18 protein-coding genes are annotated in these 25,444 nt (G+C 39.7%); 14 read left to right on the top strand and 4 right to left on the bottom strand.

Features of this window, described 5'->3' with window-relative positions; genetic code table 11:
* The first annotated feature begins 51 nt into the window (after positions 1-51).
* From I1J71_RS02890 to I1J71_RS02870, 5 genes are all read left to right on the top strand, one after another.
* Complete coding sequence (locus I1J71_RS02890; protein WP_195183648.1) at positions 52-870, top strand: endonuclease/exonuclease/phosphatase family protein; 819 nt, start codon at positions 52-54, stop codon at positions 868-870.
* A gap of 148 nt (positions 871-1,018) precedes the next feature.
* A complete protein-coding gene (locus tag I1J71_RS02885) occupies positions 1,019-1,744 on the top strand; it encodes a CppA N-terminal domain-containing protein (protein WP_195183647.1) in 726 nt (241 codons plus the stop codon).
* Positions 1,741-2,673, top strand: coding sequence for a serine hydrolase domain-containing protein (locus I1J71_RS02880; protein WP_195183646.1), 933 nt, complete (start codon positions 1,741-1,743; stop codon positions 2,671-2,673). The genes I1J71_RS02885 and I1J71_RS02880 overlap by 4 nt, the downstream gene beginning before the upstream one ends.
* Before the next feature lie 9 nt (positions 2,674-2,682).
* The gene (locus tag I1J71_RS02875; RefSeq protein ID WP_195183645.1) at positions 2,683-3,594 is read left to right on the top strand and encodes a DMT family transporter; all 912 of its coding nucleotides are present in this window, start codon (positions 2,683-2,685) and stop codon (positions 3,592-3,594) included.
* Positions 3,595-3,706: 112 nt separating this feature from the next.
* Positions 3,707-4,465, top strand: coding sequence for a CPBP family intramembrane glutamic endopeptidase (locus tag I1J71_RS02870; RefSeq protein ID WP_195183644.1), 759 nt, complete (start codon positions 3,707-3,709; stop codon positions 4,463-4,465).
* 43 nt (positions 4,466-4,508) lie between these two features.
* On the opposite strand, the gene I1J71_RS02865 is transcribed toward I1J71_RS02870, so the two are convergent.
* Together I1J71_RS02865 and rsmG are read right to left on the bottom strand one after the other, a co-directional pair.
* Complete coding sequence (locus I1J71_RS02865; RefSeq protein ID WP_195183643.1) at positions 4,509-5,792, bottom strand: uracil-xanthine permease family protein; 1,284 nt, start codon at positions 5,790-5,792, stop codon at positions 4,509-4,511.
* Between the two features lie 360 nt (positions 5,793-6,152).
* Positions 6,153-6,866: a 16S rRNA (guanine(527)-N(7))-methyltransferase RsmG gene (gene rsmG, locus I1J71_RS02860; RefSeq protein WP_195183642.1), complete on the bottom strand. Its 714-nt coding sequence runs from the start codon at positions 6,864-6,866 to the stop codon at positions 6,153-6,155.
* Between the two features lie 94 nt (positions 6,867-6,960).
* Between rsmG and I1J71_RS02855 the strand changes: the two genes are divergently transcribed.
* The gene (locus tag I1J71_RS02855; protein ID WP_195183641.1) at positions 6,961-7,521 is read left to right on the top strand and encodes a LemA family protein; all 561 of its coding nucleotides are present in this window, start codon (positions 6,961-6,963) and stop codon (positions 7,519-7,521) included.
* A 1-nt stretch (position 7,522) separates the two neighbouring features.
* Complete coding sequence (gene htpX, locus I1J71_RS02850) at positions 7,523-8,422, top strand: zinc metalloprotease HtpX (protein ID WP_195183640.1); 900 nt, start codon at positions 7,523-7,525, stop codon at positions 8,420-8,422.
* A 42-nt stretch (positions 8,423-8,464) separates the two neighbouring features.
* On the opposite strand, the gene I1J71_RS02845 is transcribed toward htpX, so the two are convergent.
* Together I1J71_RS02845 and I1J71_RS02840 are read right to left on the bottom strand one after the other, a co-directional pair.
* Entirely contained in the window at positions 8,465-10,024 is a 1,560-nt protein-coding gene (locus I1J71_RS02845) for an ATP-binding cassette domain-containing protein (protein WP_195183639.1), read from the bottom strand.
* A gap of 243 nt (positions 10,025-10,267) precedes the next feature.
* A complete protein-coding gene (locus I1J71_RS02840) occupies positions 10,268-10,597 on the bottom strand; it encodes a helicase BlpT (protein WP_195183638.1) in 330 nt (109 codons plus the stop codon).
* Between the two features lie 168 nt (positions 10,598-10,765).
* Here I1J71_RS02840 and I1J71_RS02835 point away from each other — a divergent pair, with 168 nt between their 5' ends.
* The 7 genes from I1J71_RS02835 (at position 10,766) to I1J71_RS02805 (ending at position 25,434) form a co-directional block, all read left to right on the top strand.
* Positions 10,766-11,308, top strand: a complete 543-nt coding sequence (locus tag I1J71_RS02835) for a YceD family protein (RefSeq protein WP_195183637.1) — start codon at positions 10,766-10,768, stop codon at positions 11,306-11,308.
* Complete coding sequence (nth, locus tag I1J71_RS02830) at positions 11,309-11,938, top strand: endonuclease III (RefSeq protein ID WP_195183636.1); 630 nt, start codon at positions 11,309-11,311, stop codon at positions 11,936-11,938.
* Positions 11,939-12,147: 209 nt separating this feature from the next.
* A complete protein-coding gene (gene pyrR, locus I1J71_RS02825; protein ID WP_004252509.1) occupies positions 12,148-12,669 on the top strand; it encodes a bifunctional pyr operon transcriptional regulator/uracil phosphoribosyltransferase PyrR in 522 nt (173 codons plus the stop codon).
* A gap of 17 nt (positions 12,670-12,686) precedes the next feature.
* Entirely contained in the window at positions 12,687-13,610 is a 924-nt protein-coding gene (locus tag I1J71_RS02820; protein ID WP_195183635.1) for an aspartate carbamoyltransferase catalytic subunit, read from the top strand.
* 49 nt (positions 13,611-13,659) lie between these two features.
* The gene (locus I1J71_RS02815; protein ID WP_195183634.1) at positions 13,660-14,739 is read left to right on the top strand and encodes a carbamoyl phosphate synthase small subunit; all 1,080 of its coding nucleotides are present in this window, start codon (positions 13,660-13,662) and stop codon (positions 14,737-14,739) included.
* Positions 14,740-14,940: 201 nt separating this feature from the next.
* Positions 14,941-18,117, top strand: a complete 3,177-nt coding sequence (carB, locus tag I1J71_RS02810; RefSeq protein ID WP_195183633.1) for a carbamoyl-phosphate synthase large subunit — start codon at positions 14,941-14,943, stop codon at positions 18,115-18,117.
* 375 nt (positions 18,118-18,492) lie between these two features.
* Positions 18,493-25,434 (top strand): SspB-related isopeptide-forming adhesin, encoded by a 6,942-nt coding sequence (locus tag I1J71_RS02805; protein WP_195183632.1) that lies wholly within the window; start codon positions 18,493-18,495, stop codon positions 25,432-25,434.
* Positions 25,435-25,444 lie beyond the last annotated feature (10 nt).

Below are 25,444 nucleotides of genomic sequence, written 5' to 3'. Positions count from 1 at the left end.
CACTAAGGGGTTGGAAGCTGTTTTCCAACCTCTTGTTTATAGGAGAAAAACATGAAGTTTTTAACACTCAATACTCATAGTTGGATGGAAAAAAATCCTGAAGAAAAATTTCAGCTCTTGTTTCAAGATATACTTGAAAACAGTTATGATTTGATTTGTTTTCAAGAAATCAACCAAGAAATTACATCAACTCAAGTAGAGTCTGGACCACTATACAATCCGTTACTTTCAGCAGAACCCATTCACCAAGACCACTATGTTCGTCTTTTGGTAGAGAAGTTGTCTGAAAAAGGACTGGACTATTATTGGACATGGGCTTATAATCATATCGGATATGACCGTTATCATGAGGGAGTTTCAATTCTATCTAAAACACCGATTGAGGCGCGTGAGATTTTGGTTTCAGATGTAGATGATCCAACTGATTATCACACTCGTCGAGTTGCACTAGTAGAAACAGTAGTAGAAGGTAAAGAGCTTGCAGTTGCGAGTGTGCATCTCTCTTGGTGGGATAAAGGATTCCAAGAGGAATGGGCGCGCTTTGAAGCAGTTCTGAAAGAATTGAAGAAGCCACTCTTGCTAGCAGGTGATTTTAATAATCCTGCAGGTCAGGAAGGATATCAAGCTATCCTAACTAGTCCGCTAGGCTTACAGGATGCCTATGAAGTTGCAAAAGAGAGAAGTGGAAGCTACACTGTTCCTCCAGAAATTGATGGTTGGAAGGGAAATACAGAACCGCTTCGAATTGATTACGTCTTCACGACAAAAGATCTTCAGGTAGAAAAGTTACAGGTAGTTTTTGATGGCCAATCAAGTCCGCAGGTCAGTGATCACTATGGTCTTCAAGCAGAACTTTCTTGGAAGAACTAACAAAGAATTTTACTAAAATAAAATGAGTCCCCCTTCGGATATGCGAAGGGGATTCCTTATTCAAGGGGTTAATATAGTTAAAGTTTTTAGTTGAATAACTTGTAAAATGAAATAAAATCCTTTAAAATAAAAAGTGTTGGAGGAATTTATGAATGTAAATCAAATTGTGCGTATGATCCCGACGCTAAAGATAAATAATAGAAGATTAAATGAATTGTTTTATATCCAAACCTTGGGTATGAAACCCTTGCTTGAAGAGTCGGCTTTCTTATCGCTAGGAGACCAGTCAGGCATTGAAAAATTGGTTTTAGAAGAATCGCCAAGTATGAGAAGCCGTAAGGTTGAAGGGATCAAAAAATTAGCTAGATTGATTGTAAAAGTAGCGAATCCATCCGAGGTTGAAGCACTGCTAGCTAGAATGGAAAAACTTCCTCAACTCTATAAAGGAAATAAGGGATATGCTTTTGAAATCCTTTCACCAGAAGGGGATCTTGTCCTAATCCATGCGGAAGATGACATCAAAGATTTGAGAAAGTTTGATGAAACTGTTACTTTCACAAAAGATGAGAAAGTGCAATATTTAACAGCATTTGATATTTCAGCAGAAATTAACTTACCTGCTGAAACGACGAGCCTGCTTGAAAAAGAGGAAATCGAAACTAGCATAACTTTCAAGCAAGCCCAAGGTAGTGATTTGCTTGTTGAAAATAATGTAACTTGGGATTTGTCTATGTTGAAATTCCAAGTAAAAAAACTTGAATTGGCTAGTCTGCGTCAACGTTTTGAAATTGCAGGTTACTTTATTCCTAAGTCTGAGAAGTTTTTCCTAACCAAGGATGCCAACAATATCGAATTGTGGTTTGAAGAAGTATGAAACAAGAAATCATTCAAAAAATAAAGCAACAAATTGAGGCAGGGATTTATCCTGGTGCCTCTTTTGCGTATTATCGGGATGGTGAATGGTCTGAATGGTACATCGGAGAAGCAGATCCAGAAATTGGAGAGCAGACTTGTCAAGGTTTAGTCTATGATTTGGCAAGTGTGAGCAAAGTCGTCGGAGTTGGAACTGTCTTAACTTTTTTATGGCATCAAGGCAAGATTGAGCTCGATCAATCCATAAAAACCTATCTTCCAGAGGCGGATTATCCAGATATCACCATTCGTCAACTCCTCACACATTCTACGGACTTGGACCCGTTTATCATCAATAGAGACCAGTTGAATGCCGAAGAATTGAAAGAAGCTATGTTTCATTTGAATCGACGAGATAAGAGGGCTTTTCTGTACTCGGATGTTCACTTTCTCTTGCTCGGTTTTCTCCTAGAGAATTACTTTGAGAAAGACTTAGACCAGATTTTACAAGAGCAAGTTTTCGTTCCATGGAAGATGAAGGAAACTCAGTTTGGACCAGTTAGCAGTGCTGTTCCTACAGTTCGGGGACAGAAGGCAGGAGTGGTGCATGATCCTAAGGCACGTTTACTAGGTAAACATGCTGGAAGTGCAGGCTTGTTTTCAACTGTGAAGGATTTAAAAATCTTCCTTGAGCATTATTTACAGGATGATTTTGCTACAGATTTAAGTCAAAATTTTTCGGATTTGAGTGATAAGGAACGCTCCTTAGCCTGGAACCTTGAAGGTGATTGGCTAGACCATACAGGCTATACTGGAACCTTTATCATGTGGAATCGTAAGAAGCAGGAAGCTGCGATTTTTTTGTCTAATAGAACCTACGAAAAAGACGAGCGTGCGCAGTGGATCATAGACCGTAATCAGGTCATGGATCTAATTCGTGAAGCAGACTAGGGAGGAAGTATGTCAAAAGCTCTTAAAGGAACTCTTTTTACAATGATTGCTGGTATTGCTTGGGGCTTGTCTGGGACCAGTGGTCAGTACCTAATGGTTCATGGGATATCGGCTCTAGTCCTAACCAATATCCGTTTGATTGTTGCAGGTTTGCTCTTAGTTCTCTTGTCCTATACAAAGTCTAAGGAACAATTTTTGGCTTTTCTAAAAGATAAATCAAGTCTGTTTTCTCTCTTACTATTTTCTTTATTTGGCCTCTTTCTGAATCAATTGGCTTATTTATCGGCTATTCAGGAGACAAATGCAGGTACAGCGACGGTGCTTCAGTATGTCTGTCCTGTTGGAATCTTGGCTTACACATGTATAAAGGATAAGGTAGCACCTACTATAGCCGAAATCCTTTCTATGATTTTAGCAATAGGTGGAACCTTTTTAATTGCGACTCATGGTCAGTTGGATCAGCTCTCTATGACACCAGCAGGTCTCTTTTGGGGCTTGTTCTCTGCTTTAACCTATGCTCTTTATATCATTTCACCCATTAAACTCATTCAAAAATGGGGGAGCATTCTGGTTATTGGTGTTGGTATGACCATCTCAGGTTTTGTAGCAGTGCCATTTACTGGGATTATCGGTGCTAGTCTACCTATGTCTTTTGATATTTTCTTAGCATTTGCTGGAATTATTCTCATCGGGACTGTTTTTGCCTACACGGCCTTTCTTAAGGGGGCAAGTCTGGTTGGACCAGTCAAATCTAGTCTCTTGGCCTCTATTGAGCCAATATCTGCGGTATTCTTTGCTTTCATGATTATGGGAGATATCTTTTATCCTGTAGATTTTCTTGGTATGGCAATGATTTTATTGGCTGTGACTATTATTTCTTTAAAAGATTTAATGCTAGAAAAGAAACACAAGTCTATTTAAGGACAGAACAACCTTATAAAGAGGTTGTTTTTTTTGCTCTAGTATCAATTTAATTAATTTTAAGATTGAAAGTTTATAATAAAGGTACAAAAATAAGCTAAACGGAGGAAATATGAATTTTATACAAAGTATTCATCCTGCTAAACCTTTAAGATACTTAAAATGGTTCGACATCTTAAGCATCACTGTTTTAATGTTTGGAGAGTTTATCATCCGTTCTACTCAACAATTTATGGAGAGTCTATCACCTTCAACTCTTGCTAGTGTTGCGGAAACTACAACAAATGTAGCAAGTGATGGGGCAGCTTATTCTAGTAATTTTACTTTTCAATTGATGATGTTAGGGATTACTTTCCTTTATCTCTTGATTCGAAATTATGATTTTAAACAACTTCCTATACGCTTTTCCTGGTCTGTTTTCATCTGGGTTCCCCTTATCTTTGCTATTGTTGGTATTTTTGGTGATATTGTAACAACCCTTAGTGGTGAGTACAATTACTTTAATCCTCAGTTGATTCCTTTTATAGACCCAATGGAAATCATTAGAAAATTCATGGCCTTAACGCCAATGGCTATTGGCTATGCGCTTTTAAATGGTTTTTACGAAGAATTTTTCTTCTTGGGATTACTGACTTCAGTAAAAGAAAAGCATCAGTGGCTAGTTCTAGTATACTCGGTAATCATACGGATTTCTTTCCATACCTACCAAGGATTACTCTGGGCATTAGTTATTGGGCTTGTATATGGACTATTCTATTATTTCTTGTACAAGTATGTAGTCAAGAATTTACTGCCATTCTTTCTTATGCATGCTCTTGCAGATATGTTTGGTTCAAGTCTCTTGTACTTGTTGATTACTTGGAGAACATAAGCAAAAAATCCACTCATTCAAGTGGATTTTTTTATGAATGCTTTTAGTCTTTATTTTCGTATGGCAAGATCAAGTTCAAAAGGATACCTGTCATTGCTGATAGGGCAGTACCTGAAAGTGTAACTGGACCAAGTTTAAGGATTGCTCCACCAAGTCCAAGTACGAGCATTGCACTTGCGATGATTAGGTTACGCATTTGACCGAAGTCTACACGTTCCTTAATCAAAACTTTCAAACCGTTGCTGGCGATAACCCCATAAAGAAGGATTGACATACCACCAAGTACGGCGCTAGGGATTGTAGAAATCAAAGCAGTGAATTTTCCAAGGAAACTAAGGGCGATTGCGATAAAGGCAGCGTTACGGATAACTGAGACAGAAGCGATACGGGTCATACCGATCACCCCTGTATTTTCACCGTAGGTAGTATTAGCAGGACCACCAAGGAAGGCAGATACAGATGTTGCGATACCGTCACCAAGAAGGGTACGGTGAAGACCTGGTTCTTTCAAGAATTGACGGCCACAGATTTGGCTCAAGACCGTGTGGTCTCCAATATGTTCTGAGATTGTTACGATCGCGATTGGTAAGATTGCGATTGTTTCTGGACCGAAGTAAAGGTTGTATTCTTTGAAGGTACCACCTGTGCTAAATGGTAGGTAGAAGCCTGGAATTTCGAACCAGTTAGCTTGAAGAACAGGTGTGAAGTCTACTAGACCAAGAAAGACTGCAAAGATATATCCACCGATAATGGCAAATAAGAAAGGAATGATACGAAGGAATCCTTTGCCTTTTGTATTGATAAAGGCAGCGATGAGGAAGGTAACCACAGCTACAAGAGCATTTTTCCAGTTGCCATCAGCAACAAGACCAGCATTTGTTACAGCTGAACCTGCAAGACCAAGACCAATTACGATAATCATAGGTCCGATAACGATTGGAGGCAAGAGTTTATCAATCCATTTTGTACCAGCAAAGCGGATGCTAGTTGAAACAAGAACGTAGATTAAACCAGTTAAGATAACCCCTGTTTGAGCGGCAGAAACATCGCCACCCATTTCCTTCATAGCAAGAGACATTGCAGTGATGAAGGCAAAAGAAGAACCGAGATAAACCGGAACTTTAAAGCCAGTACATACCATGTAAATCAGTGTTCCGACACCTGATGCAAACAGGGCAACAGATACAGGCATTCCCAAAATCAGTGGCACCAAGATGGTAGCACCAAACATGGCAAACACGTGCTGGAAGCTGAGTAGAATTCCCTTACCAAAAGAAGGACGTTGGTCAACGTCGAGTAACAAATCAACAGTTGATTCTTGTTTCATAAATACCTCACTTTTAGGGCATCAAAAAAGAGCCCATAATTTTACAGCAATAGGCTCTCAGAGTAAGACATATTTAAAACATGGTTATCCCAATATTTAAAGAATTTCATATATATCTGCGTCTTCGTCACCTCACGGGATGACATTAAAAACCTTTGCTTGTGATAGTATAGCAGAAAAAAATGATTTTGTAAATCATTTTTTCCCGAGCCAAGAAATAAGAAAGCGAGGCATGATTTTATAAATCGTTTTTTCCCGAGCCAAGAAACAAAAAAGAGAGGCATGATTTTGTAAATCATTTTTTCCAAGCCAAGAAACAAAGACACGAAGTTGATGCTGACTCAGTTTTAAATAAGACAATTAAAGTGGGCGTTTATTTGGCATGCCAGCCTTACGTGGGTATTTATTTGGAGTTTCCTTTTTCTTTTCTACAATGGTGATGTAGCGAGGGTCTCCATTAGGAAGTGTGTAGCTGATGTTATCTTCAACCTTACTAAAGAGAAGGTTGAGAGCATTTTTGGCTTCTGTCAATTCCTCAGGAGCATTACTGGACTTAAGAGCCAAAAGTTTTCCACCTACCTTTAGATAAGGAATGGTTAATTCAGACAAGACCTGCATGCGGGCAACTGCACGAGCTGTCACAATGTCGAATTGGGCACGGAAATTCTTGTCTTGGGCAAAGTCTTCTGCGCGTCCATGGTAGAAATGAACCCCTTCTAAATCAAGCTCCTCAGCCAGAAGCTGAAGGAAGTTAATGCGCTTGTTGAGTGAATCAATGATGGTCACATCTAGCTGAGGGTAGAGAATCTTCATAGGGAGACTTGGGAATCCTGCACCAGCGCCAATATCAAGTAACTTAATTTCTTGGTTTTCTATCAACCCTTGTAGGATAGGAGCGATGGAATCATAAAAGTGCTTAAGATAAACCTCTTCTTTTTCAGTAATGGCAGTTAGATTGATTTTTTGGTTCCACTCGACTAAGAGTTCGAAATAGCGCTCAAATTGTGTTTTTTGCTGGTTAGTAAGATTAATATTCTGTTCAGCAAGTAGTGAGTAAAAAGTTTCTGGTTTCATAGTTATATCCTTCTTGTATATCATCTTATTTTACCACAAAAACATGGAAATTTGATATACTGGTACTAATCTTAAATGAGAAAGGAATCCTACTATGTCTTGGATTATTCTTGGAATTTCTACTCTTATTGTTCTCTTTGTGATTGTTAGTTATAACAGCCTAGTCAGAGGGCGTATGCAAACCAAGGAAGCTTGGAGCCAGATTGATGTTCAGTTGAAGCGTCGAAATGATCTCTTACCAAACTTAATTGAAACAGTAAAAGGTTACGCTAAATACGAAAATTCTACTCTTGAAAAGGTGACTGAACTCCGTAGACAAGTAGCTGTAGCAACTACACCTGCAGAAGCCATGAAAGCTAGTGATGCACTGACTCGTCAGATATCTGGTATCTTTGCGATTGCAGAGAACTATCCTGACTTGAAGGCTAGTGGCAACTTTGCTCACTTACAAGAAGAACTGACTAACACAGAAAACAAAATATCATATTCTCGCCAACTTTATAACAGTGTAGTTAGCAACTACAATGTTAAATTAGAAACTTTCCCAAGTAATCTGGTTGCGGCTATCTTTGGCTTCAAGGCAGCGGATTTCCTTCAAACTCCAGAAGAAGAAAAGGCTGTTCCTAGAGTTGATTTTAGTGGTTTAGGTGACTAAGATGCTGTACAAACAAATCGCTAGTAATAAACGTAAAACTTGGGTTTTATTAATTGTTTTCTTTCTTTTGTTAGCTATTGTAGGTTATGCAGTTGGATATCTTTTCATGAACTCAGGTATCTGGGGCGTGACCGTAGCCATGATTATCGGTTTCATCTATGCCTTGACCATGATTTTTCAATCTACAGAGATTGTCATGAGTATGAATGGTGCGCGTGAAGTTGATAGGAATGAAGAACCTGTTCTCTATCATGTTGTTGAGGATATGGCTATGGTGGCGCAAATTCCTATGCCACGAGTTTATGTAATTGATGACCCGGGTTTGAATGCTTTCGCCACAGGTTCGAATCATCAAAATGCTGCTGTTGCAGCGACATCAGGACTTCTAGAGATCATGAATCGTGAGGAGTTAGAAGCGGTAATCGGGCATGAAGTTAGTCATATACGCAACTTGGATATTCGAATCTCTACGATTGCTGTTGCTCTTGCCAGTGCTATTACCCTTTTATCGAGTATGGCTGGTCGTATGATGTGGTGGGGTGGGGCATCACGTAGTAGAAGAAATAGTGACCGTGACAGTGGAGGGTTTGAAGTGATTAAGTTAGTTATTTCTCTCCTAGCCATAGTTCTGGCACCTCTTGCAGCAACTTTAGTGCAATTAGCTATTTCTCGCCAACGAGAATTTCTAGCAGATGCTTCAAGCGTAGAATTAACTCGTAATCCTCAAGGGATGATCAATGCCCTCCTTAAGCTAGAAAATAGTCAACCAATGACTCATCATGTGGATGATGCTAGTAGTGCACTTTATATTAACGATCCTCAAAAACCAGGTTTCTTGAAAAAACTATTTTATACGCATCCACCTATTTCAGAACGGATTGAGCGTTTGAAACATATGTAAAAAACATCCAGAGGTTTTCTCTGGATGTTTTATTTCCAAAAGTTAAAGGTCTTGTAAATCAACTACTTCTAAACCATGCTCTGTCAGACTATAGATACTCGTACAAACTTCTTTTAAGAAACGTCGATCATGCGAAACAGTGACAAGACCACCAGAATAATTGGCAAAGAGTTTTCTTATTTCTGGTTGAGAAGTTGGAGAAAAATTTCGTGTGGGTTCATCCAGAAGGAGAAAGTTTGGTTTTCGTAGAACTAAATTCAAAAGAAGGAGTTTACCCTGTTGACCTCCAGATAAGGAGTGGATTTGGTGGTGCATCTCTGGATAGCTGAAATTAAGACTGGCTAAGTGAGATTGGATTTTCTGTATTTCCTCCTTGTGTCCAGTTTGGCTGAGAAATTCTACTGGGGATAGATCCAATTGCAATGTTTCTTGGTAATCTTGTGGCATAAAACCAAGCGAAATCTCTCTTTTGCTGCTTAGTAGTTGATGTAACTTTGCTAAAAGAGTGGATTTGCCAACGCCATTGGGACCGATAATGCCTATTTTATCTTGACCACGGACAGTTAATTGTAGCCCTTGAGACAGAATTCGTTGGCCAATGGATAAAGTCTCATTTTCTAGTCGAACTAAGACTTTTGAAGCCGCTAATGGCTCTATATCTGAAAAGAAAAGTTGGATTTGTTCCTCTTCAAGTGGTTTTTGAGTCATGGACTGAGCTGCTTTTTCGTAGCGTTTTTCTTGAGAAAGAACATTTTTCATCTTTTTAGCTAATAGTCGCCCAGCAACATCATTTTTAGTATTTCGCAAGGCAGTTTCGACATTTTGCTTGACTCGACGATGCTTTTCCATGGTTTTTTCATAGACTCGTTGGTCATTGGCAGCTTGCTGGCTTTGTCTGGTAAAATTAGCCTTTCTCTGGTCACTATAGCTATCGTAGTCTAAATGCTCTACTAGCGTTTCCGCTTCTTTCCGGTGCTTTATCAGTCGCAAGTGGATAATGGTGTCTGCTGTTTGAGAGAGAAAATCTTCATCATGAGAAATGAAAATAACGGTTTGCCTCATCTTTTGAATCTGTTTTTTTAGCCAATCAACCATCTCTATATCCAGGTCATTTGAAGGTTCATCTAAAAATAAAATCTCAAAGGGTTTGGCAAATTCATGGATGAGCTGAATTTTCAAAGCTTCGCCCCCCGAGAGGCTACCAATTTCTTGGTCGCTTGCAAAACGACTGCTGTCAAAATGTAATTCATCAGACAAGCGATAGAGAATGCTGTAGTCTAAATCAGCAGAATCTAAAAAGAAGTAGTCATGTAGAGTTTTCTTTTTCAGATCCTCAGGTAGTTTTTGAGGAATGTAAGTCAGTGATTGAAGGTCAGATTGGATTTCTCCCCTGATAGAGAAATCAGCTAATTTTTCTCCCATTAAAGTTTTAAGTAAGGTTGATTTTCCATTTCCTTCTTCGCCTATAATAGCGACCTTTTCTCCGTCTTGGATGTTAATGTTTAAATCGGAAACAAGGTCTCTTAAATCTTTGTTTTGTGTAATGGTCAGATGATTGATTTTTATCATATTATTGCCCTTTCTAGAATGTCCATATTGCATAACAAAAAGCTCTACTTTACCTAGTAGAGCTAATCGTCTATGTCAAAAAAACTCTTTAAAAAGGGCTGAAAATCCAGCAGAAAAAGAGCACACAAAAAAGAGACAGAAACAAGATCTACTAAATAAAGGTTCTTTATTTGATAGACTTAGTTGTTCATGTCTCCCTTACCTCCGAATATTGTTGCAATCATCATACTCTTTTTGTGAAAATTTGTCAAGATTAAGCCATAAAATCCTCTATTTTTAAAGACCAAAAACAGGTCCATAGAGTGTCAACGTATGTTTAACGTGATCGTAGTGAAACTTATCATAGTTTCGCCAAGCAGTGCGAGCCTGGTCGTTTAGTTTTAGACTACCAAGTCCAATCAAAAGACTAGTCCGTTGGTAAAAAGTTTCCAGTTCAATTAAGATGGCGTTGTCTACTTTCTCAGCTTTTTTAAGTGCTCTGAGAATTTCGTCTATGTTTTGCTGTAAGCGTAGATCATCTGGCAATCCCTGTTTACAACTTTGTATTGTTTGGTTTAATTGTGAAACGAGTTGATAAGCTTCCGTTAAAAGAGCTTTGTCTTCCATATGAGCGTCCTCCTTTGCTCATGTATTGATGCCTATAGTATAGCACAAAAAATAAATTTGTCATAATGAATATATCAAAAAATACAGAAAGATGTTTTAAAAGTTTAGAGGCTTTACTTGACCCCCTTTCATGGTATAATCAAGGAAGTAAATCTTTATGGAGGAAGTATGAAATTAAATATTCAAGAAGTTCGTAAGCAGCCTGAGGGTTTGTATTTTGAGCAAACTCTAGACTTGTCAGCTGACTTACGTGAGCGTAACCAAGAAATTTTAGATGTCAAAGATATTGTCGCAGTTGGAAAGGTTCAGTATGAAGACCGTATGTTTTTCCTAGATTACCAACTGTCTTATACCATCGTTCTTGCTTCTAGTCGTAGTATGGAACCTGTTGAGTTAGCAGAGTCTTATCCAGTGACAGAAGTCTTTATGGAAGGTGCTACCAATCAACTGGACCAAGAAGTTCTTGATGATGACTTGGTTTTACCTATCGAAAATGGTGAAATCGACCTGGCTGAAAGTGTTTCAGATAATATCTTGCTAAATATTCCAATCAAGGTCTTAACAGCTGAGGAAGAAGCTGGCCAGGGATTTGTTTCTGGAAATGACTGGCAAATTATGTCTGAGGAAGATTATCAAGCTCAACAAGCAGTCAAAAAAGAAGCAAGTAGTCCTTTTGCAGGTTTACAAGGGCTGTTTGATGGAGACGAATAGATGGTTTTATCCAAGAAACGTGCCCGTCATGTCATTGAGGAAATCATAGCTCTTTTTCCAGATGCAAAACCAAGTCTAGATTTTCGCAATCATTTTGAACTCTTAGTTGCAGTTATGTTGTCTGCTCAGACGACAGATGCGGCAGTAAACAAGGCGACACCAGCTCTTTTTGAAGCCTTCCCTACGCCTCAAGCCATGGCAGACGCAAGTGAGAGTGAAATTGCAAAACATATTTCTCGTTTAGGTCTGTATCGAAATAAAGCAAAATTTCTTAAAAAATGTGCGCAACAGTTATTAGAAGATTTTGATGGTCATGTTCCTCAGACTAGAGAAGAATTAGAAAGTTTGGCGGGAGTTGGGCGTAAAACATCTAATGTAGTCATGAGTGTGGGCTTTGGAATTCCAGCTTTTGCGGTAGATACTCATGTGGAGCGCATTTGCAAACACCATGATATTGTTAAAAAATCAGCTACTCCCCTAGAGGTTGAAAAACGTGTCATGGATGTCTTGCCACCAGAAAAGTGGTTGGCGGCGCATCAGGCCATGATTTACTTTGGTCGTGCTATCTGTCATCCGAAAAATCCAGAATGCGAACACTATCCACAATTGTATGATTTTGGTTCATTATAAGGTCAAATATTGAATGTTTTTACTTGCTTTGAACTGGGCTTTGTGATATAGTAAGAACAATAAAATATTCCTTTAAACCTGTCCCGTGAGGCAGGCAAGGAGCTCGATAAAGTAGAAGGGTAAGTCTATGCTGTTTCCAGTATGGCTCGCTTAATGATACATTCTCAAGTCTCCTTGTCTAAGGAGACTTTTCTTTTTGGAGGTTTGTCATGAAGACAAAAGAAGTTGTAGACGAATTAACCGTCAAGCGAGCAATTACGCGTATCACTTATGAAATTATCGAACGCAACAAAGATTTGAACAAAATCATTTTAGCGGGAATTAAAACACGAGGTGTCTTTATCGCCCACCGCATCCAAGAGCGCTTGGAACAATTGGAAAACATCTCTGTTCCCGTTGTTGAATTAGATACCAAACCTTACCGTGACGATGTCAAAAGTGGTGAAGATACTTCCTTGATTTCTGTTGATGTGACAGACCGCGAAGTTATCTTGGTGGATGATGTTCTTTACACAGGTCGTACAATCCGTGCTGCTATCGATAACATTGTCGGACATGGTCGCCCTGCCCGTGTGAGTCTTGCAGTATTAGTTGACCGTGGGCACAGAGAATTGCCAATTCGTCCGGATTACGTTGGGAAAAATATTCCAACTAGTCGTTCTGAAGAAATCATCGTTGAGATGACAGAACTTGATGGCCAAGATAGAGTTTTGATTACTGAAGAAGCTTAAAAGCTAAAGGAGTAGCCATGTCAGAAAATCAACAAGCAATAAAACATGTGGTGTCCATGGAAGATCTCACTGTAGATCAGGTTATAAAATTGATTAAACGAGGGATCGAGTTTAAAAATGGAGCCCAGTTGCCCTACGAAGACCATCCCATTGTTTCCAACCTTTTCTTTGAAAATTCGACAAGAACGCATAAATCCTTCGAAGTTGCAGAGATTAAACTGGGATTGGAACGACTTGACTTTGATGTGAATACAAGCTCGGTAAACAAGGGTGAGACACTCTATGATACAATCCTGACCTTGTCTGCGCTTGGTGTAGATATCTGTGTTATTCGGCACCCAGAGGTTGATTACTACAGGGAATTGATTGCGAGCCCAACCATCACGACTTCAATTATCAACGGAGGCGACGGCTCAGGGCAACATCCTAGTCAGAGTCTGCTTGATTTGATGACAATTTACGAAGAATTTGGCCGTTTTGAGGGGCTCAAGGTTGCCATTGCTGGTGACTTGGACCATTCACGCGTTGCCAAGTCCAATATGCAGATTTTGAAACGTTTAGGTGCTAAACTTTACTTTGCAGGACCTGAGGAATGGAGAAGTCAAGAGTTTGCAGACTATGGTCAGTTTGTAACTATTGACGAGATTGTTGACCAGGTGGATGTTCTGATGTTGCTTCGAGTTCAACATGAACGCCACGAAAGTGGAGCAGTCTTCTCAAAAGAAGAGTATCACGCTCAACATGGCTTGAACCAAGAACGCTATAATCGCTTAAAAGAAGAAGCAATCATTATGCATCCGGCTCCTGTGAATCGGGATGTGGAAATTGCCGATCATCTTGTTGAAGCACCAAAATCACGCATTGTCCAACAAATGACCAATGGAGTATTTGTTCGAATGGCAATCTTAGAATCCGTATTGGCAAGTAGAAAAGCCAAATAAGACACAAAACGTTAAAAGACGCCAGTGAGCGTCCACGAGAGGTGAAAATATGACAAAACGACTTCTAGTTTTAGAAGATGGCACAGTTTTTGAAGGTAAGGCCTTCGGTGCAGATATTGATGTAACAGGGGAAATAGTCTTTAACACTGGAATGACAGGATATCAAGAATCCATTACAGACCAATCTTATAATGGACAAATCTTGACCTTCACATATCCACTAGTAGGGAATTATGGAGTTAACCGTGACGACTACGAGTCTATCAGTCCTACTTGTAAGGGAGTTGTGGTTTTCGAAGAGGCTCGTAGAGCCAGCAACTGGCGTAACCAAATGACGCTGGATGAATTCTTGAAGGCTAAGAAAATTCCTGGAATTTCAGGCATTGACACTCGAGCTCTTACAAAGATTATTCGTAAACATGGTACCATGAGAGCGACTCTAACACATGCTGGCGATAGTATGGATCACATTGCAGATCAACTTCAAGCAACTGTTTTACCGACTGATAATATCAGACAAGTTTCTACAAAGACTGCTTATCCGGCTCCAGGAATTGGCTTGAGCGTTGTTTTAGTAGACTTCGGCCTTAAACACTCTATTTTACGAGAGCTATCTAAACGTGATTGTAACGTGACTGTAGTTCCATACACAACTACGGCTGAGGAAATCTTGCATTTAAACCCTGACGGAGTTATGTTGTCAAATGGTCCGGGGAATCCAGAAGATGTACCAGAAGCTCTTGAGATGATCCGTGGTATTCTCGGGAAAATTCCAATCTTTGGTATCTGTATGGGTCACCAGCTCTTTGCGATGGCAAATGGTGCTAAGACCTATAAAATGAAGTTTGGTCACCGTGGCTTTAACCATGCTGTTCGTGAAATTGCAACTGGGCGCGTGGATTTCACTAGTCAAAATCATGGTTACGCAGTTAGCCGTGAGGATTTACCAGAGCACTTAATCATCACCCACGAAGAAATCAATGACAAGTCAGTTGAAGGGGTACGTCACAGATATCTACCAGGTTTCTCTGTGCAATTCCACCCAGATGCTGCACCAGGTCCGCACGATGCAAGTTATCTATTTGATGAATTCATTGAAATGATGGAAGCATTCAAACAAACAAATTAATGACGAGTGAGAAATCGTCGGAGAATTTATTTAATGTCGCTCTGTGAGGCGACGAATAGAAAGGAGAAGGGTGGTCCGTATTTGCTGAACTGAATACGGGCTACGGACGGTGCTAAAAAGATAGTTATTTCTAGAACTAGCAGTTCTTCGTCATAACTCCTATTTTAGCTTTGTCCGCTTGACGCCCTTAATATCTTATAAATGCCTAAACGTACTGATATTCAAAAAATTATGGTGATTGGTTCTGGTCCGATTATTATTGGTCAGGCTGCTGAGTTTGACTATGCTGGAACCCAGGCCTGCTTGTCTTTGAAAGAAGAAGGGTATGAGGTTGTCTTGGTTAACTCAAATCCTGCAACCATCATGACAGATAAAGAGATTGCAGATAAGGTCTACATCGAACCGATTACACTTGAGTTTGTGACTCGTATTCTCCGTAAGGAACGTCCAGATGCTTTGCTCCCAACTCTTGGAGGTCAAACGGGGCTTAATATGGCCATGGAATTGTCAAAAAATGGTATCTTGGATGAGCTTGGAGTAGAACTTCTTGGTACCAAATTGTCTGCCATCGACCAAGCAGAGGACCGCGATCTCTTTAAACAATTGATGGAAGAACTCAAGCAACCAATTCCAGAATCAGAAATTGTCAACACGGTAGAGGAAGCGGTTGCCTTTGCAGCAACTATTGGATACCCAGTTATCGTCCGTCCTGCCTTCACTCTTGGTGGTACCGGTGGTGGTATGTGTGCCAACGAGGAAGAATTGCGTGAAATCGCTGAAAATGGTTTGAAGTTGTCACCTGTTACCCAATGTTTGATTGAACGTTCTATTGCAGGTTTCAAGGAAATCGAGTACGAAGTGATGCGTGACTCAGCTGACAATGCCCTTGTTGTATGTAACATGGAAAACTTTGACCCAGTTGGGATCCACACAGGGGATTCCATCGTATTTGCTCCAGCGCAAACCATGTCAGACTATGAAAACCAAATGCTTCGTGATGCCAGCTTGAGCATTATCCGCGCTCTCAAGATTGAAGGTGGATGTAACGTTCAGTTAGCTCTGGATCCGCACAGTTTTAAGTATTATGTCATCGAAGTAAATCCTCGTGTATCTCGTTCTTCAGCTCTTGCCTCTAAGGCAACAGGTTATCCAATTGCTAAATTGGCTGCCAAGATTGCGGTAGGGTTGACCTTGGATGAAGTTATTAACCCAGTTACAGGTTCAACCTATGCCATGTTTGAACCAGCCCTTGACTATGTGGTGGCTAAAATTCCACGTTTCCCATTTGACAAGTTTGAAAAAGGGGAACGTCGTCTTGGTACCCAGATGAAGGCAACTGGAGAAGTTATGGCCATCGGTCGGAACATCGAGGAATCTCTCCTTAAAGCTTGTCGCTCTCTAGAAATTGGTGTCCATCACAATGAAATGCCAGAGCTTGCAGATGTTTCAGATGATGCCTTGATTGAAAAAGTTGTCAAGGCTCAAGATGACCGTCTCTTCTACGTATCAGAAGCTATTCGTCGTGGTTATACACCAGAAGAGATTGCTGACTTGACTAAGATTGATATCTTCTACCTTGATAAACTCTTGCATATCTTTGAGATTGAGCAAGAATTGGGCGCACATCCTCAGGATGTCGATGTCTTGAAAACAGCAAAACTCAATGGTTTCTCAGATCGTAAAATCGCAGAACTTTGGGGAAATACAGCTGATCAAGTTCGCCAACTTCGTTTAGAAAACAAGATTGTCCCAGTTTACAAGATGGTAGATACTTGTGCCGCAGAATTTGAATCAGAAACTCCGTACTTCTACTCAACATATGGATGGGAAAATGAGTCTATCAAGTCTGATAAGGAATCTGTACTTGTCCTAGGTTCTGGTCCAATCCGTATCGGTCAAGGGGTAGAGTTTGACTACGCAACTGTTCACTCTGTTAAAGCTATCCAGGCTGCTGGCTACGAAGCCATCATTATGAACTCAAACCCAGAGACAGTTTCAACAGACTTCTCTGTATCTGATAAACTCTACTTTGAGCCATTGACTTTCGAAGATGTGATGAATGTCATCGATTTGGAGCAACCAAAAGGTGTTATTGTTCAGTTCGGTGGTCAAACAGCTATCAACCTAGCTGAGCCATTAGCAAAAGCTGGTGTGACTATCCTTGGTACTCAAGTTGCGGACTTGGACCGTGCGGAAGACCGTGACCTCTTCGAACAAGCCCTCAAAGACTTGGATATTCCACAACCTCCTGGACAAACAGCAACCAATGAAGAAGAAGCAGTACTTGCTGCACGTAAAATTGGTTTCCCAGTTCTCGTTCGCCCTTCATATGTCTTGGGGGGACGTGCTATGGAAATCGTTGAGAATGAAGATGATCTCCGTTCTTACATGCGTACTGCGGTTAAGGCAAGTCCAGACCACCCTGTTCTTGTTGACTCTTATATCGTCGGACAAGAGTGTGAAGTCGATGCCATTTCAGACGGAGAAAATGTCCTCATCCCTGGTATCATGGAGCATATCGAACGCGCTGGTGTCCACTCAGGTGACTCCATGGCTGTTTATCCTCCTCAAACCTTGTCGCAAAAAGTGCAAGAAACGATTGCAGACTACACAAAACGCCTTGCAATCGGCCTCAACTGTCTTGGGATGATGAACATTCAGTTTGTTATAAAGGATGAGAAAGTATACGTCATTGAAGTAAACCCTCGTGCCAGTCGTACTGTTCCATTCCTTTCTAAAGTAACCAATATCCCAATGGCTCAGGTAGCGACTAAGTTGATACTTGGTCAAAGTCTTGAAGAGCTTGGTTATCAGGATGGACTTTACCCAGAAAGTAGTCGCGTTCATATCAAGGCACCAGTATTCTCCTTTACCAAGCTAGCTAAGGTAGACAGCCTGCTTGGACCTGAAATGAAGTCAACAGGGGAAGTCATGGGTTCTGATACCACTCTTGAAAAAGCTCTCTACAAGGCCTTTGAAGCTTCTTATCTTCACTTACCAACCTTTGGTAATGTTGTCTTCACTATCGCAGATGATGCAAAAGAAGAAGCACTAGATTTGGCTCGTCGTTTCCAAAATATTGGCTACGGAATCCTTGCTACTGAAGGAACAGCAGAGTTCTTTGCAAGTCATGGATTGCAGGCTCAACTCGTTGGAAAGATTGGTGATGATGAACACGATATTCCAAGCTACGTCCGCAAAGGAAAAATTCAAGCTATCATCAACACAGTTGGTACCAAACGGACAGCTGATGAAGATGGTGAACAAATCAGACGTTCAGCAATTGAACATGGAGTTCCTCTCTTTACAGCTCTGGATACAGCAGATGCAATGTTAAAAGTACTAGAAAGCAGAAGTTTTGTTACAGAAGCGATTTAATAAAAAGATTCTCATTTGAGAATCTTTTTTTATGAAAGCGTTGCTATCATTTTTCACAAATAATTAAATGCAAAAGCTGCCCCTAAGTAAATATATAAAAATAGTATAATTTAAAATTAATTGATTTTAAAAGATAGACATAATATAGGGTGGTGTACATTTACATATAAGTATATATAATAAATCGCAAGGTGTTAAAAAGGCCTAAAATATAATAAAGTAAACGATTTCAGGAACACATAATTATTTGAAGTTAGGTCAGACTTATGGTATGATATAAGGGCTAAAGTTAGAGAAAAATATTGTATTCTAGATTCAAATATGGTATAATTTTTCTGCTAATAGTAAAATAATATAAAAGGAGAACTTATCAAAATGATAAGAAAGGAACAACAACGTTTTTCTTTGAGGAAATATAAGGTAGGTGTTGCATCCGTATTTTTGGGAACAACTCTTAGTTTTATGTTAGCAAATGGAGGTGCGGTAAAAGCTTCTGAACTTCCTACACAACCAAGTTCTGAAGAAAAAACAGAGTTGGTGAAAAAGGATAGTAGCGAGGGTTCCTCTAAAAAGGAACAGAATGTTGTAGAAAATATTGCAACAACTGAGCTTGCTGAAGGAAACAAAGCAGAAGAAGCTACACCAGCAGTAACTGAATCAAAACCAGCTACAGAAGTAACTTCCAAAGTTGAAGAGCCTGCTAAACCAGAAGTTGCTGAAGGAGAAGCTAATAAAGCAGAAAATACTGAAGAATCAAAACCAGCAGCAACTGAATCAAAACCAGCTACAGATGAGTCAAATAAACCTAAAGTTCGTAACCGTCGTGCGACTACGGAAGATGCAGTTTCTGGAGATCACAACACTAAACCAGTCAGTGTTAGTACTTATTTAAAAGACGGTGAGACTGTTGATCCATCTATCACTAATCCTAACGGGGCTACTGTTAAATCACAAGATGTACCAGCTGGTTATTCCAGAAAAGAAGGTGACTACTATACATATAGTATTGTAGACCTAACTGAGTTTAACAAGCGTTACAATACTAACTATTATTCACGTTCTTACAAGAAGTTTGACGATTCTACTGAAACTACTGTTGAATTAATTGATAAAAATACCGGTGCAGTGGTTGAAACAAAAACAATTTCAGCGACAAGTGGTGTTCAAAAATTTGCTACGACTGCAACTGCATCTAATGGCGAGTTAACGTATCAAGTAGATTTCGATAAAGGGACACCTACTAGTAAGGCTGAAATAGCTCAACCATTCTTACAATACGGATTTGAAGTTGGTGCTGCTATCCAAGCTTTGGTAGCTCCAGGACATATCCTTACTACTGAAGAACAAAAATTATACGATGCTGTTTATGCTGCAAGAACTTCTACAGATATTATAAATGTTGTAGAACCAGCTTATAATGGTCGTACAATTACTGATACAAATAGTAAAATTCCTAGCTTTGTTGAAAAGACAACCTACTATAGAGTAGTAGATAAAAATAATGCTACATTTAACGCTAATAAAACAGATAAAACTGTTCAAGACTACGTGCCAAATGGTAATGAAGTAGATTTAGCTAAGTACACAACTAAAGCTATGGAAGGACAAAACTTCACAGCGTCTGGCGAGCGTCAATTTGATGGCTACAAATTGTATCAAACGGCAGATCCAGATACTACAACTGGCTATGTAACTCGTCCATACAAAGTTGGTACTAAATTTATTGACGCTGAGCGTGCAGGAATCAAGCGTATCAAAGAAATCGTAGGGGAAGACGGATCTGTAGTTGTTCGTGTTTATCTTCTTGATCCAAAACAACAAAGCAAACGTTCAGATGGTTCACTAAGTACTGACGGTTACATGTTGCTTGCAGAAACCAAACCGATTAAACCAGGAAAAGCAAATACCGAAGATTTGGTAGTTAAGAAGTCTCCACTTTATACTATTCCTTTCACAGATAGTAAAGGTGTAAACTATCCAAACGGTAAAGAAATTCCATTCGACTTCCAAAATGCAGCTGGCTATACGCCTAAGAAAACGGTATTTGTACCATTCTTAGGGGACAATATTGGACACCTTTCTCCAAATGTACAGTTGGAAAGAGGAAATTTCGGTATTGGTACAAACGTTGACTTGCTCAACTCATTGACACCATACAAGCAACCAATTTATTACTATGTCAAACGCGAACCAGCAAAAGTTACACCAGAATTCGAAAAAGAGCTTGCTGGACGTGTATTAACAGATGGAGAATTCAGCTTCAAGTTAACAGAAGAAAAGAGTACTCCAGATAAACATGAAGAAACTGTTACAAACAAAAATGGCAAGGTTACATTTAGTGAATTATCTTTTAGCAATCCTGGTACCTATAAATATAAGATTACAGAGTTAAAAGGTTCTGATGCAAACGTTGACTACGATGCGATGACAGTTACAATGACAGTTACGGTAACTGAAAAAAATGCATTGGGTGATCTCGAAGCTACCGTTAAGTATAGTTCTGAAGGTGGATTTAGTGCAGATGCTAATGATAAAATCTTTAACAACTATGTAGTTTCACCAGTAGTTACTAAGTTTGATTTTACGAAGAAACTCGCAGGTCGTAAACTTAAGGAAGGTGAATTTAGCTTCGTCCTTAAGAATGCAGCAGGTGAAGAAGTTGAAACTGTTAAGAATAAAGAAGACGGAACTGTTACGTTCTCAGAATTATCATTCGATAATACAAAAGTTGGTACCCATACTTATACAGTAGAAGAGGTTATCCCGGCTACTAAAGAATTAGGAATGACTTATGACACCATGAAAGCAACGCTTACTGTGGAAGTTGCAAAAAATGGACATACCCTAACAACAGTAACAAATGTCAGCTCAGCTGGTGGTGTGGACGATAATGGAGCATCAACAGATGGTACTGAAGATAAAGTATTCAACAACAAGATTACTCCTCCAGAAACACCTGTATTCCAACCAGAAAAATTTGTACTGAATAAAGAAAAGTATGACATCACTGGTACAAAATTAGTCGATGATGACAACGAATTGACTAATGAGTATACAGAAACCAATGCTAATCCGTATGCTGATAAAACTACTAATAACGAAGCAGAAAATATCAATACTAAGACAGTTGAACGTGGCGATAAATTAGTTTACCAAGTATGGTTGGATACTAAAAACTTCTCAGATAAGAACAATATCCAATCTGTTGGAATCTCTGATACTTATGATGCTGAAAAAGTAACAGTTAATGCTACTGATATTAAAGCATATGACAGTGTAACCGGCCAAGATGTAACTGCTAAGTTTGATATTAAAGTTGAAAATGGCGTTATTACAGCAACTTCTAAGGCTTCTATGAACAAGTCTTTAGGTGATGTGGATAATACTCAAGTTATAGACACAACTAAATTTGAATTTGGTCGCTACTATAAATTCGATATCCCAGCCACTGTTAAAGACACAGTTAAGGCAGGGGCTGATATTGAAAATAAAGCCAACCAAATCGTTCACGTCTACAATCCAGTAAGCAAATCAGTAGAAACACCTGAAAAACCAACTCAAAAACGTGTAAATACTGTACCAATTACAGTTGATCTCAAGTTTACTAAGAAGTTGGAAGGCCGTACTCTTGCTGCTGGTGAATTTAGCTTTGTTCTTAAGAAAGACAATGTTGCAGTTGAAACTGTTAAGAATGATGCAGAAGGTAAGATTACCTTTAAGAAACTTAAGTTTGGTAAAGATGATCTTGGCAAGACCTACACTTATACTGTTTCAGAAGTTGCAGGTACTGATACAACAGTAACTTACGACGACATGGTTGCAACAGTTACAGTGAAGGTAGCCCATGATGGTACTGCTAAGGCAATTGTAGCAACTGTTACTGACGCTCCAGATAAAGAGTTCAATAATACTGTAACTCCACCGGAAGAACCTAAGTTCCAACCAGAGAAATACGTTGTGTCTAAAGAGAAATACGATATCACAGGCGACAAGCTTCTTGATGATGACAAAGAGTTGGCAGATAAGTACGCAGATACCAATGTGAACCCATATGCGGACAATACCATCAATAATGATGTGGAAAACTTGAATACTAAGACAGTTGAACGTGGCGCTAAATTGGTTTACCAAGTATGGTTGGATACTACTAAGTTTGACGCAGCTAACAAGGACAACATCCAATCAGTAGGAATTTCAGATGACTACGATGAAACTAAGTTAGAACTTGATTCTACTAAGATCAAAGCTTATGACTCAGTAACAGGCGCAGAAGTAACTGATAAATTCGATATAACTGTGAACAACGGTGTGATTACTGCGACACTTAAAGCTGGCTTCACGAAGTCACTTGGCGATGCAGAAAACACTCAAGTGATCGATACAACTAAGTTCGCCTTCGGACGTTACTACAAGTTCGACATCCCAACAACAGTGAAAGCTGATGTTCCTGGCGGAGTAGATATCGAAAATACTGCGGCTCAAGTAGTCAACTACTACAACCCAACAACTAAGAAAGTTGAAAAACCTGAAAAACCAACTGAAAAACGTGTAAACAACGTACCAATTCAAATTGAACTTGACTTCAAGAAAGCTCTTGCAGGTCGTCAATTGAAAGCCAACGAGTTTACTTTCCAATTGTTAGACGATGATGAATTCAACGTTCTTGAAACAGCAACCAATGATAAGGATGGTAAGGTTAAATTCACTAGCCTTAAGTACACAAACAATGATATCGGTGTTTACCGTTACAAAGTAGTAGAAGTTGCTGGTACAGACTCAACCGTTACATATGACAATATGAAAGCTGTTGTAACAGTCACTGTTTCTCATGATGGTAAGGCTAAAGCTTTAGTTGCTAAGGTCGGAGATATTGCCGATAAAGAGTTTAACAACACTGTGACTCCTCCAGAAGAACCTAAGTTCCAACCAGAGAAATACGTTGTAACTAAAGAGAAATACGACATCACAGGTGACAAGCTTCTTGATGATGACAAAGAATTGTCAGACAAGTATACAGACACCAATGCCAACCCATATGCAGATAAGACTGACAACAACGAAGCAGAGAACTTGAATACTAAGACTGTTAAACGTGGCGCTAAATTGGTTTACCAAGTATGGCTTGATACAACTAAGTTCGACGCTAACAACAAGGATAACATCCAATCAGTAAGTATTTCTGATGACTTCGACGAAACTAAGGTTGATGTAGACGCTTCAGCTATCAAGGCTTACGATTCAGTAACTGGTGCAGATGTGACTAACAAGTTCGACATTAAGGTTGAAAATGGTGTTATGACCGCAACTCTTAAAGCCGGCTTCACTAAGTCACTTGGAGACGCAGACGATACACAAGTGATCGACACAACTAAATTCGAGTTTGGTCGCTACTATAAATTCGATATCCCAGCCACTGTTAAAGCAGACGTTGAAGGTGGAGTAGACATCGAAAATACAGCAGCGCAAATTGTAAACTACTACAACCCAACTACGAAGAAAGTTGAGAAACCAGAAAAACCAACTGAAAAACGTGTCAACTCAGTTCCAATTGAAGTCGAATTCAACTTCACTAAGAAACTCGAAGGCCGTGAGTTGAAAGCTGGTGAGTTCAGCTTCGTATTGAAAGACTCTAAAGGTACTGAAATCGAAACAGTTCAGAACGATAAAGATGGTAAGGTGAAATTCGCTAAACTTGAATTCACTAAAGCCCAAGTTGGAACTCATAAGTACACTGTAGAAGAAGTTAAAGGATCTGATGCGACAGTCACTTACGACTCTATGAAGGCTGAAATCACAGTAGAAGTTAAATACGATGGTACAGCTAAAGCACTTGTGAAGACACTAACTGACGCTCCAGATAAAGAGTTCAATAACACTGTGACTCCACCAGAAACTCCTGAGTTTAACCCAGAAAAATATATTCTTAACGAAGAGAAATTTGACATTACTGGAACTAAACTTCTGGATGATGATAAAGAGTTGACTGATAAAGTAGCTGATACCAACAAAGATCCATATGCGGACAAAGTTGATAATAATGAAGCGCAAAATATCAATACTCAAACACTCCATAAAGGTGATAAGGTAGTTTACCAAGTATGGTTGGATACAACTAAATTTACAGAAGCTCACAATATTCAATCTGTTGGAATTACAGATAAATATGACAGTGAAAACTTGGATGTTAATGTAGCTGATATTAAAGCTTACGATTCAGTAACTGGTGAAGATGTAACCGCTAAGTTTGATATCTCAATTGTGGATGGTGTCATTACTGCTACATCTAAGGCTGAATTGACTAAGTCTCTTGGAGATGCAGAAAATACTCAAGTAATAGACACTGCTAAATTAGCATTTGGACGTTACTACAAGTTTGATATTCCAGCACGTATCAAGGGAACTGCTAAAGAAGGTGTAGATATTGAAAATACAGCTTCTCAAATTGTTCACCAATATGATCCAACTAAGAAATCAGTTGAAAAACCAGAAAAACCAACTGAAAAACGTGTTGTTAATATTCCAGTGAAAGTTGAATTCAACTTCACGAAGAAATTAGAAGGTCGTGCGTTGAAAGCTGGTGAATTCAGCTTCGTATTGAAAGACAAAGATGGTAACGTGATTGAAACCGTAAGCAATGATGCTGAAGGTAAGATCAAGTTCTCAGCTCTTGAATTCAAACGTGGTCAAGAAGGTACTTATATTTATCATGTAGAAGAAGTGAAAGGTAAAGAGGCTGGAGTTGAGTACGATAAGATGGTTGCTACAGTTGGAGTTGCTGTGACGAAGGACGGTAAAGTATTAACTCTTACTTCACAAATGCCTGAAGATACTGAGTTTAACAACAAGGTAACACCGCCAACACCGCCAACACCGCCAACGCCGCCAACACCGCCAACACCGCCAACACCGCCAACGCCGCCAACACCGCCAACACCGCCAACACCGCCAACACCGCCAACACCACCAACACCGCCAACACCACCAACACCGCCAACACCGCCAACACCATCAACACCACCAACGCCGCCAACACCGCCAACACCGCCAACACCGCCAACACCGCCAACACCGCCAACACCGCCAACACCACCAACACCGCCAACACCGCCAACACCACCAACACCGCCAACACCACCAACGCCGCCAACACCGCCAACACCGCCAACACCGGTAACACCGCCAACATCAGAAAAACCTAAAGGTCCTGAGTTGCCAAATACTGGTGAACAATCTAAATCTGGAGTTGTTGCACTTGGTGCTGCGCTTGGTCTCGTAGGTCTAGGTTTGGTTGCAAAACCAAAAAGACGTGAAGACTAAGATTGAGATG

This window comes from Streptococcus infantis, from assembly GCF_015546995.1.
Lineage (GTDB): Bacteria > Bacillota > Bacilli > Lactobacillales > Streptococcaceae > Streptococcus > Streptococcus infantis_J.
The sequence above is the reverse complement of the archived record's forward strand: the minus strand, read 5'-3'. Positions and strand labels throughout refer to the sequence as shown.

Coding starts and splice junctions, on each gene's coding strand:
- I1J71_RS02890 (WP_195183648.1), top strand. CDS start 52: ATGAAGTTTTTAACACTCAATACTCATAGTTGGATGGAAAAAAATCCT.
- I1J71_RS02885 (WP_195183647.1), top strand. CDS start 1,019: ATGAATGTAAATCAAATTGTGCGTATGATCCCGACGCTAAAGATAAAT.
- I1J71_RS02880 (WP_195183646.1), top strand. CDS start 1,741: ATGAAACAAGAAATCATTCAAAAAATAAAGCAACAAATTGAGGCAGGG.
- I1J71_RS02875 (WP_195183645.1), top strand. CDS start 2,683: ATGTCAAAAGCTCTTAAAGGAACTCTTTTTACAATGATTGCTGGTATT.
- I1J71_RS02870 (WP_195183644.1), top strand. CDS start 3,707: ATGAATTTTATACAAAGTATTCATCCTGCTAAACCTTTAAGATACTTA.
- I1J71_RS02865 (WP_195183643.1), bottom strand. CDS start 5,792: ATGAAACAAGAATCAACTGTTGATTTGTTACTCGACGTTGACCAACGT.
- rsmG (WP_195183642.1), bottom strand. CDS start 6,866: ATGAAACCAGAAACTTTTTACTCACTACTTGCTGAACAGAATATTAAT.
- I1J71_RS02855 (WP_195183641.1), top strand. CDS start 6,961: ATGTCTTGGATTATTCTTGGAATTTCTACTCTTATTGTTCTCTTTGTG.
- htpX (WP_195183640.1), top strand. CDS start 7,523: ATGCTGTACAAACAAATCGCTAGTAATAAACGTAAAACTTGGGTTTTA.
- I1J71_RS02845 (WP_195183639.1), bottom strand. CDS start 10,024: ATGCAATATGGACATTCTAGAAAGGGCAATAATATGATAAAAATCAAT.
- I1J71_RS02840 (WP_195183638.1), bottom strand. CDS start 10,597: ATGGAAGACAAAGCTCTTTTAACGGAAGCTTATCAACTCGTTTCACAA.
- I1J71_RS02835 (WP_195183637.1), top strand. CDS start 10,766: ATGAAATTAAATATTCAAGAAGTTCGTAAGCAGCCTGAGGGTTTGTAT.
- nth (WP_195183636.1), top strand. CDS start 11,309: ATGGTTTTATCCAAGAAACGTGCCCGTCATGTCATTGAGGAAATCATA.
- pyrR (WP_004252509.1), top strand. CDS start 12,148: ATGAAGACAAAAGAAGTTGTAGACGAATTAACCGTCAAGCGAGCAATT.
- I1J71_RS02820 (WP_195183635.1), top strand. CDS start 12,687: ATGTCAGAAAATCAACAAGCAATAAAACATGTGGTGTCCATGGAAGAT.
- I1J71_RS02815 (WP_195183634.1), top strand. CDS start 13,660: ATGACAAAACGACTTCTAGTTTTAGAAGATGGCACAGTTTTTGAAGGT.
- carB (WP_195183633.1), top strand. CDS start 14,941: ATGCCTAAACGTACTGATATTCAAAAAATTATGGTGATTGGTTCTGGT.
- I1J71_RS02805 (WP_195183632.1), top strand. CDS start 18,493: ATGATAAGAAAGGAACAACAACGTTTTTCTTTGAGGAAATATAAGGTA.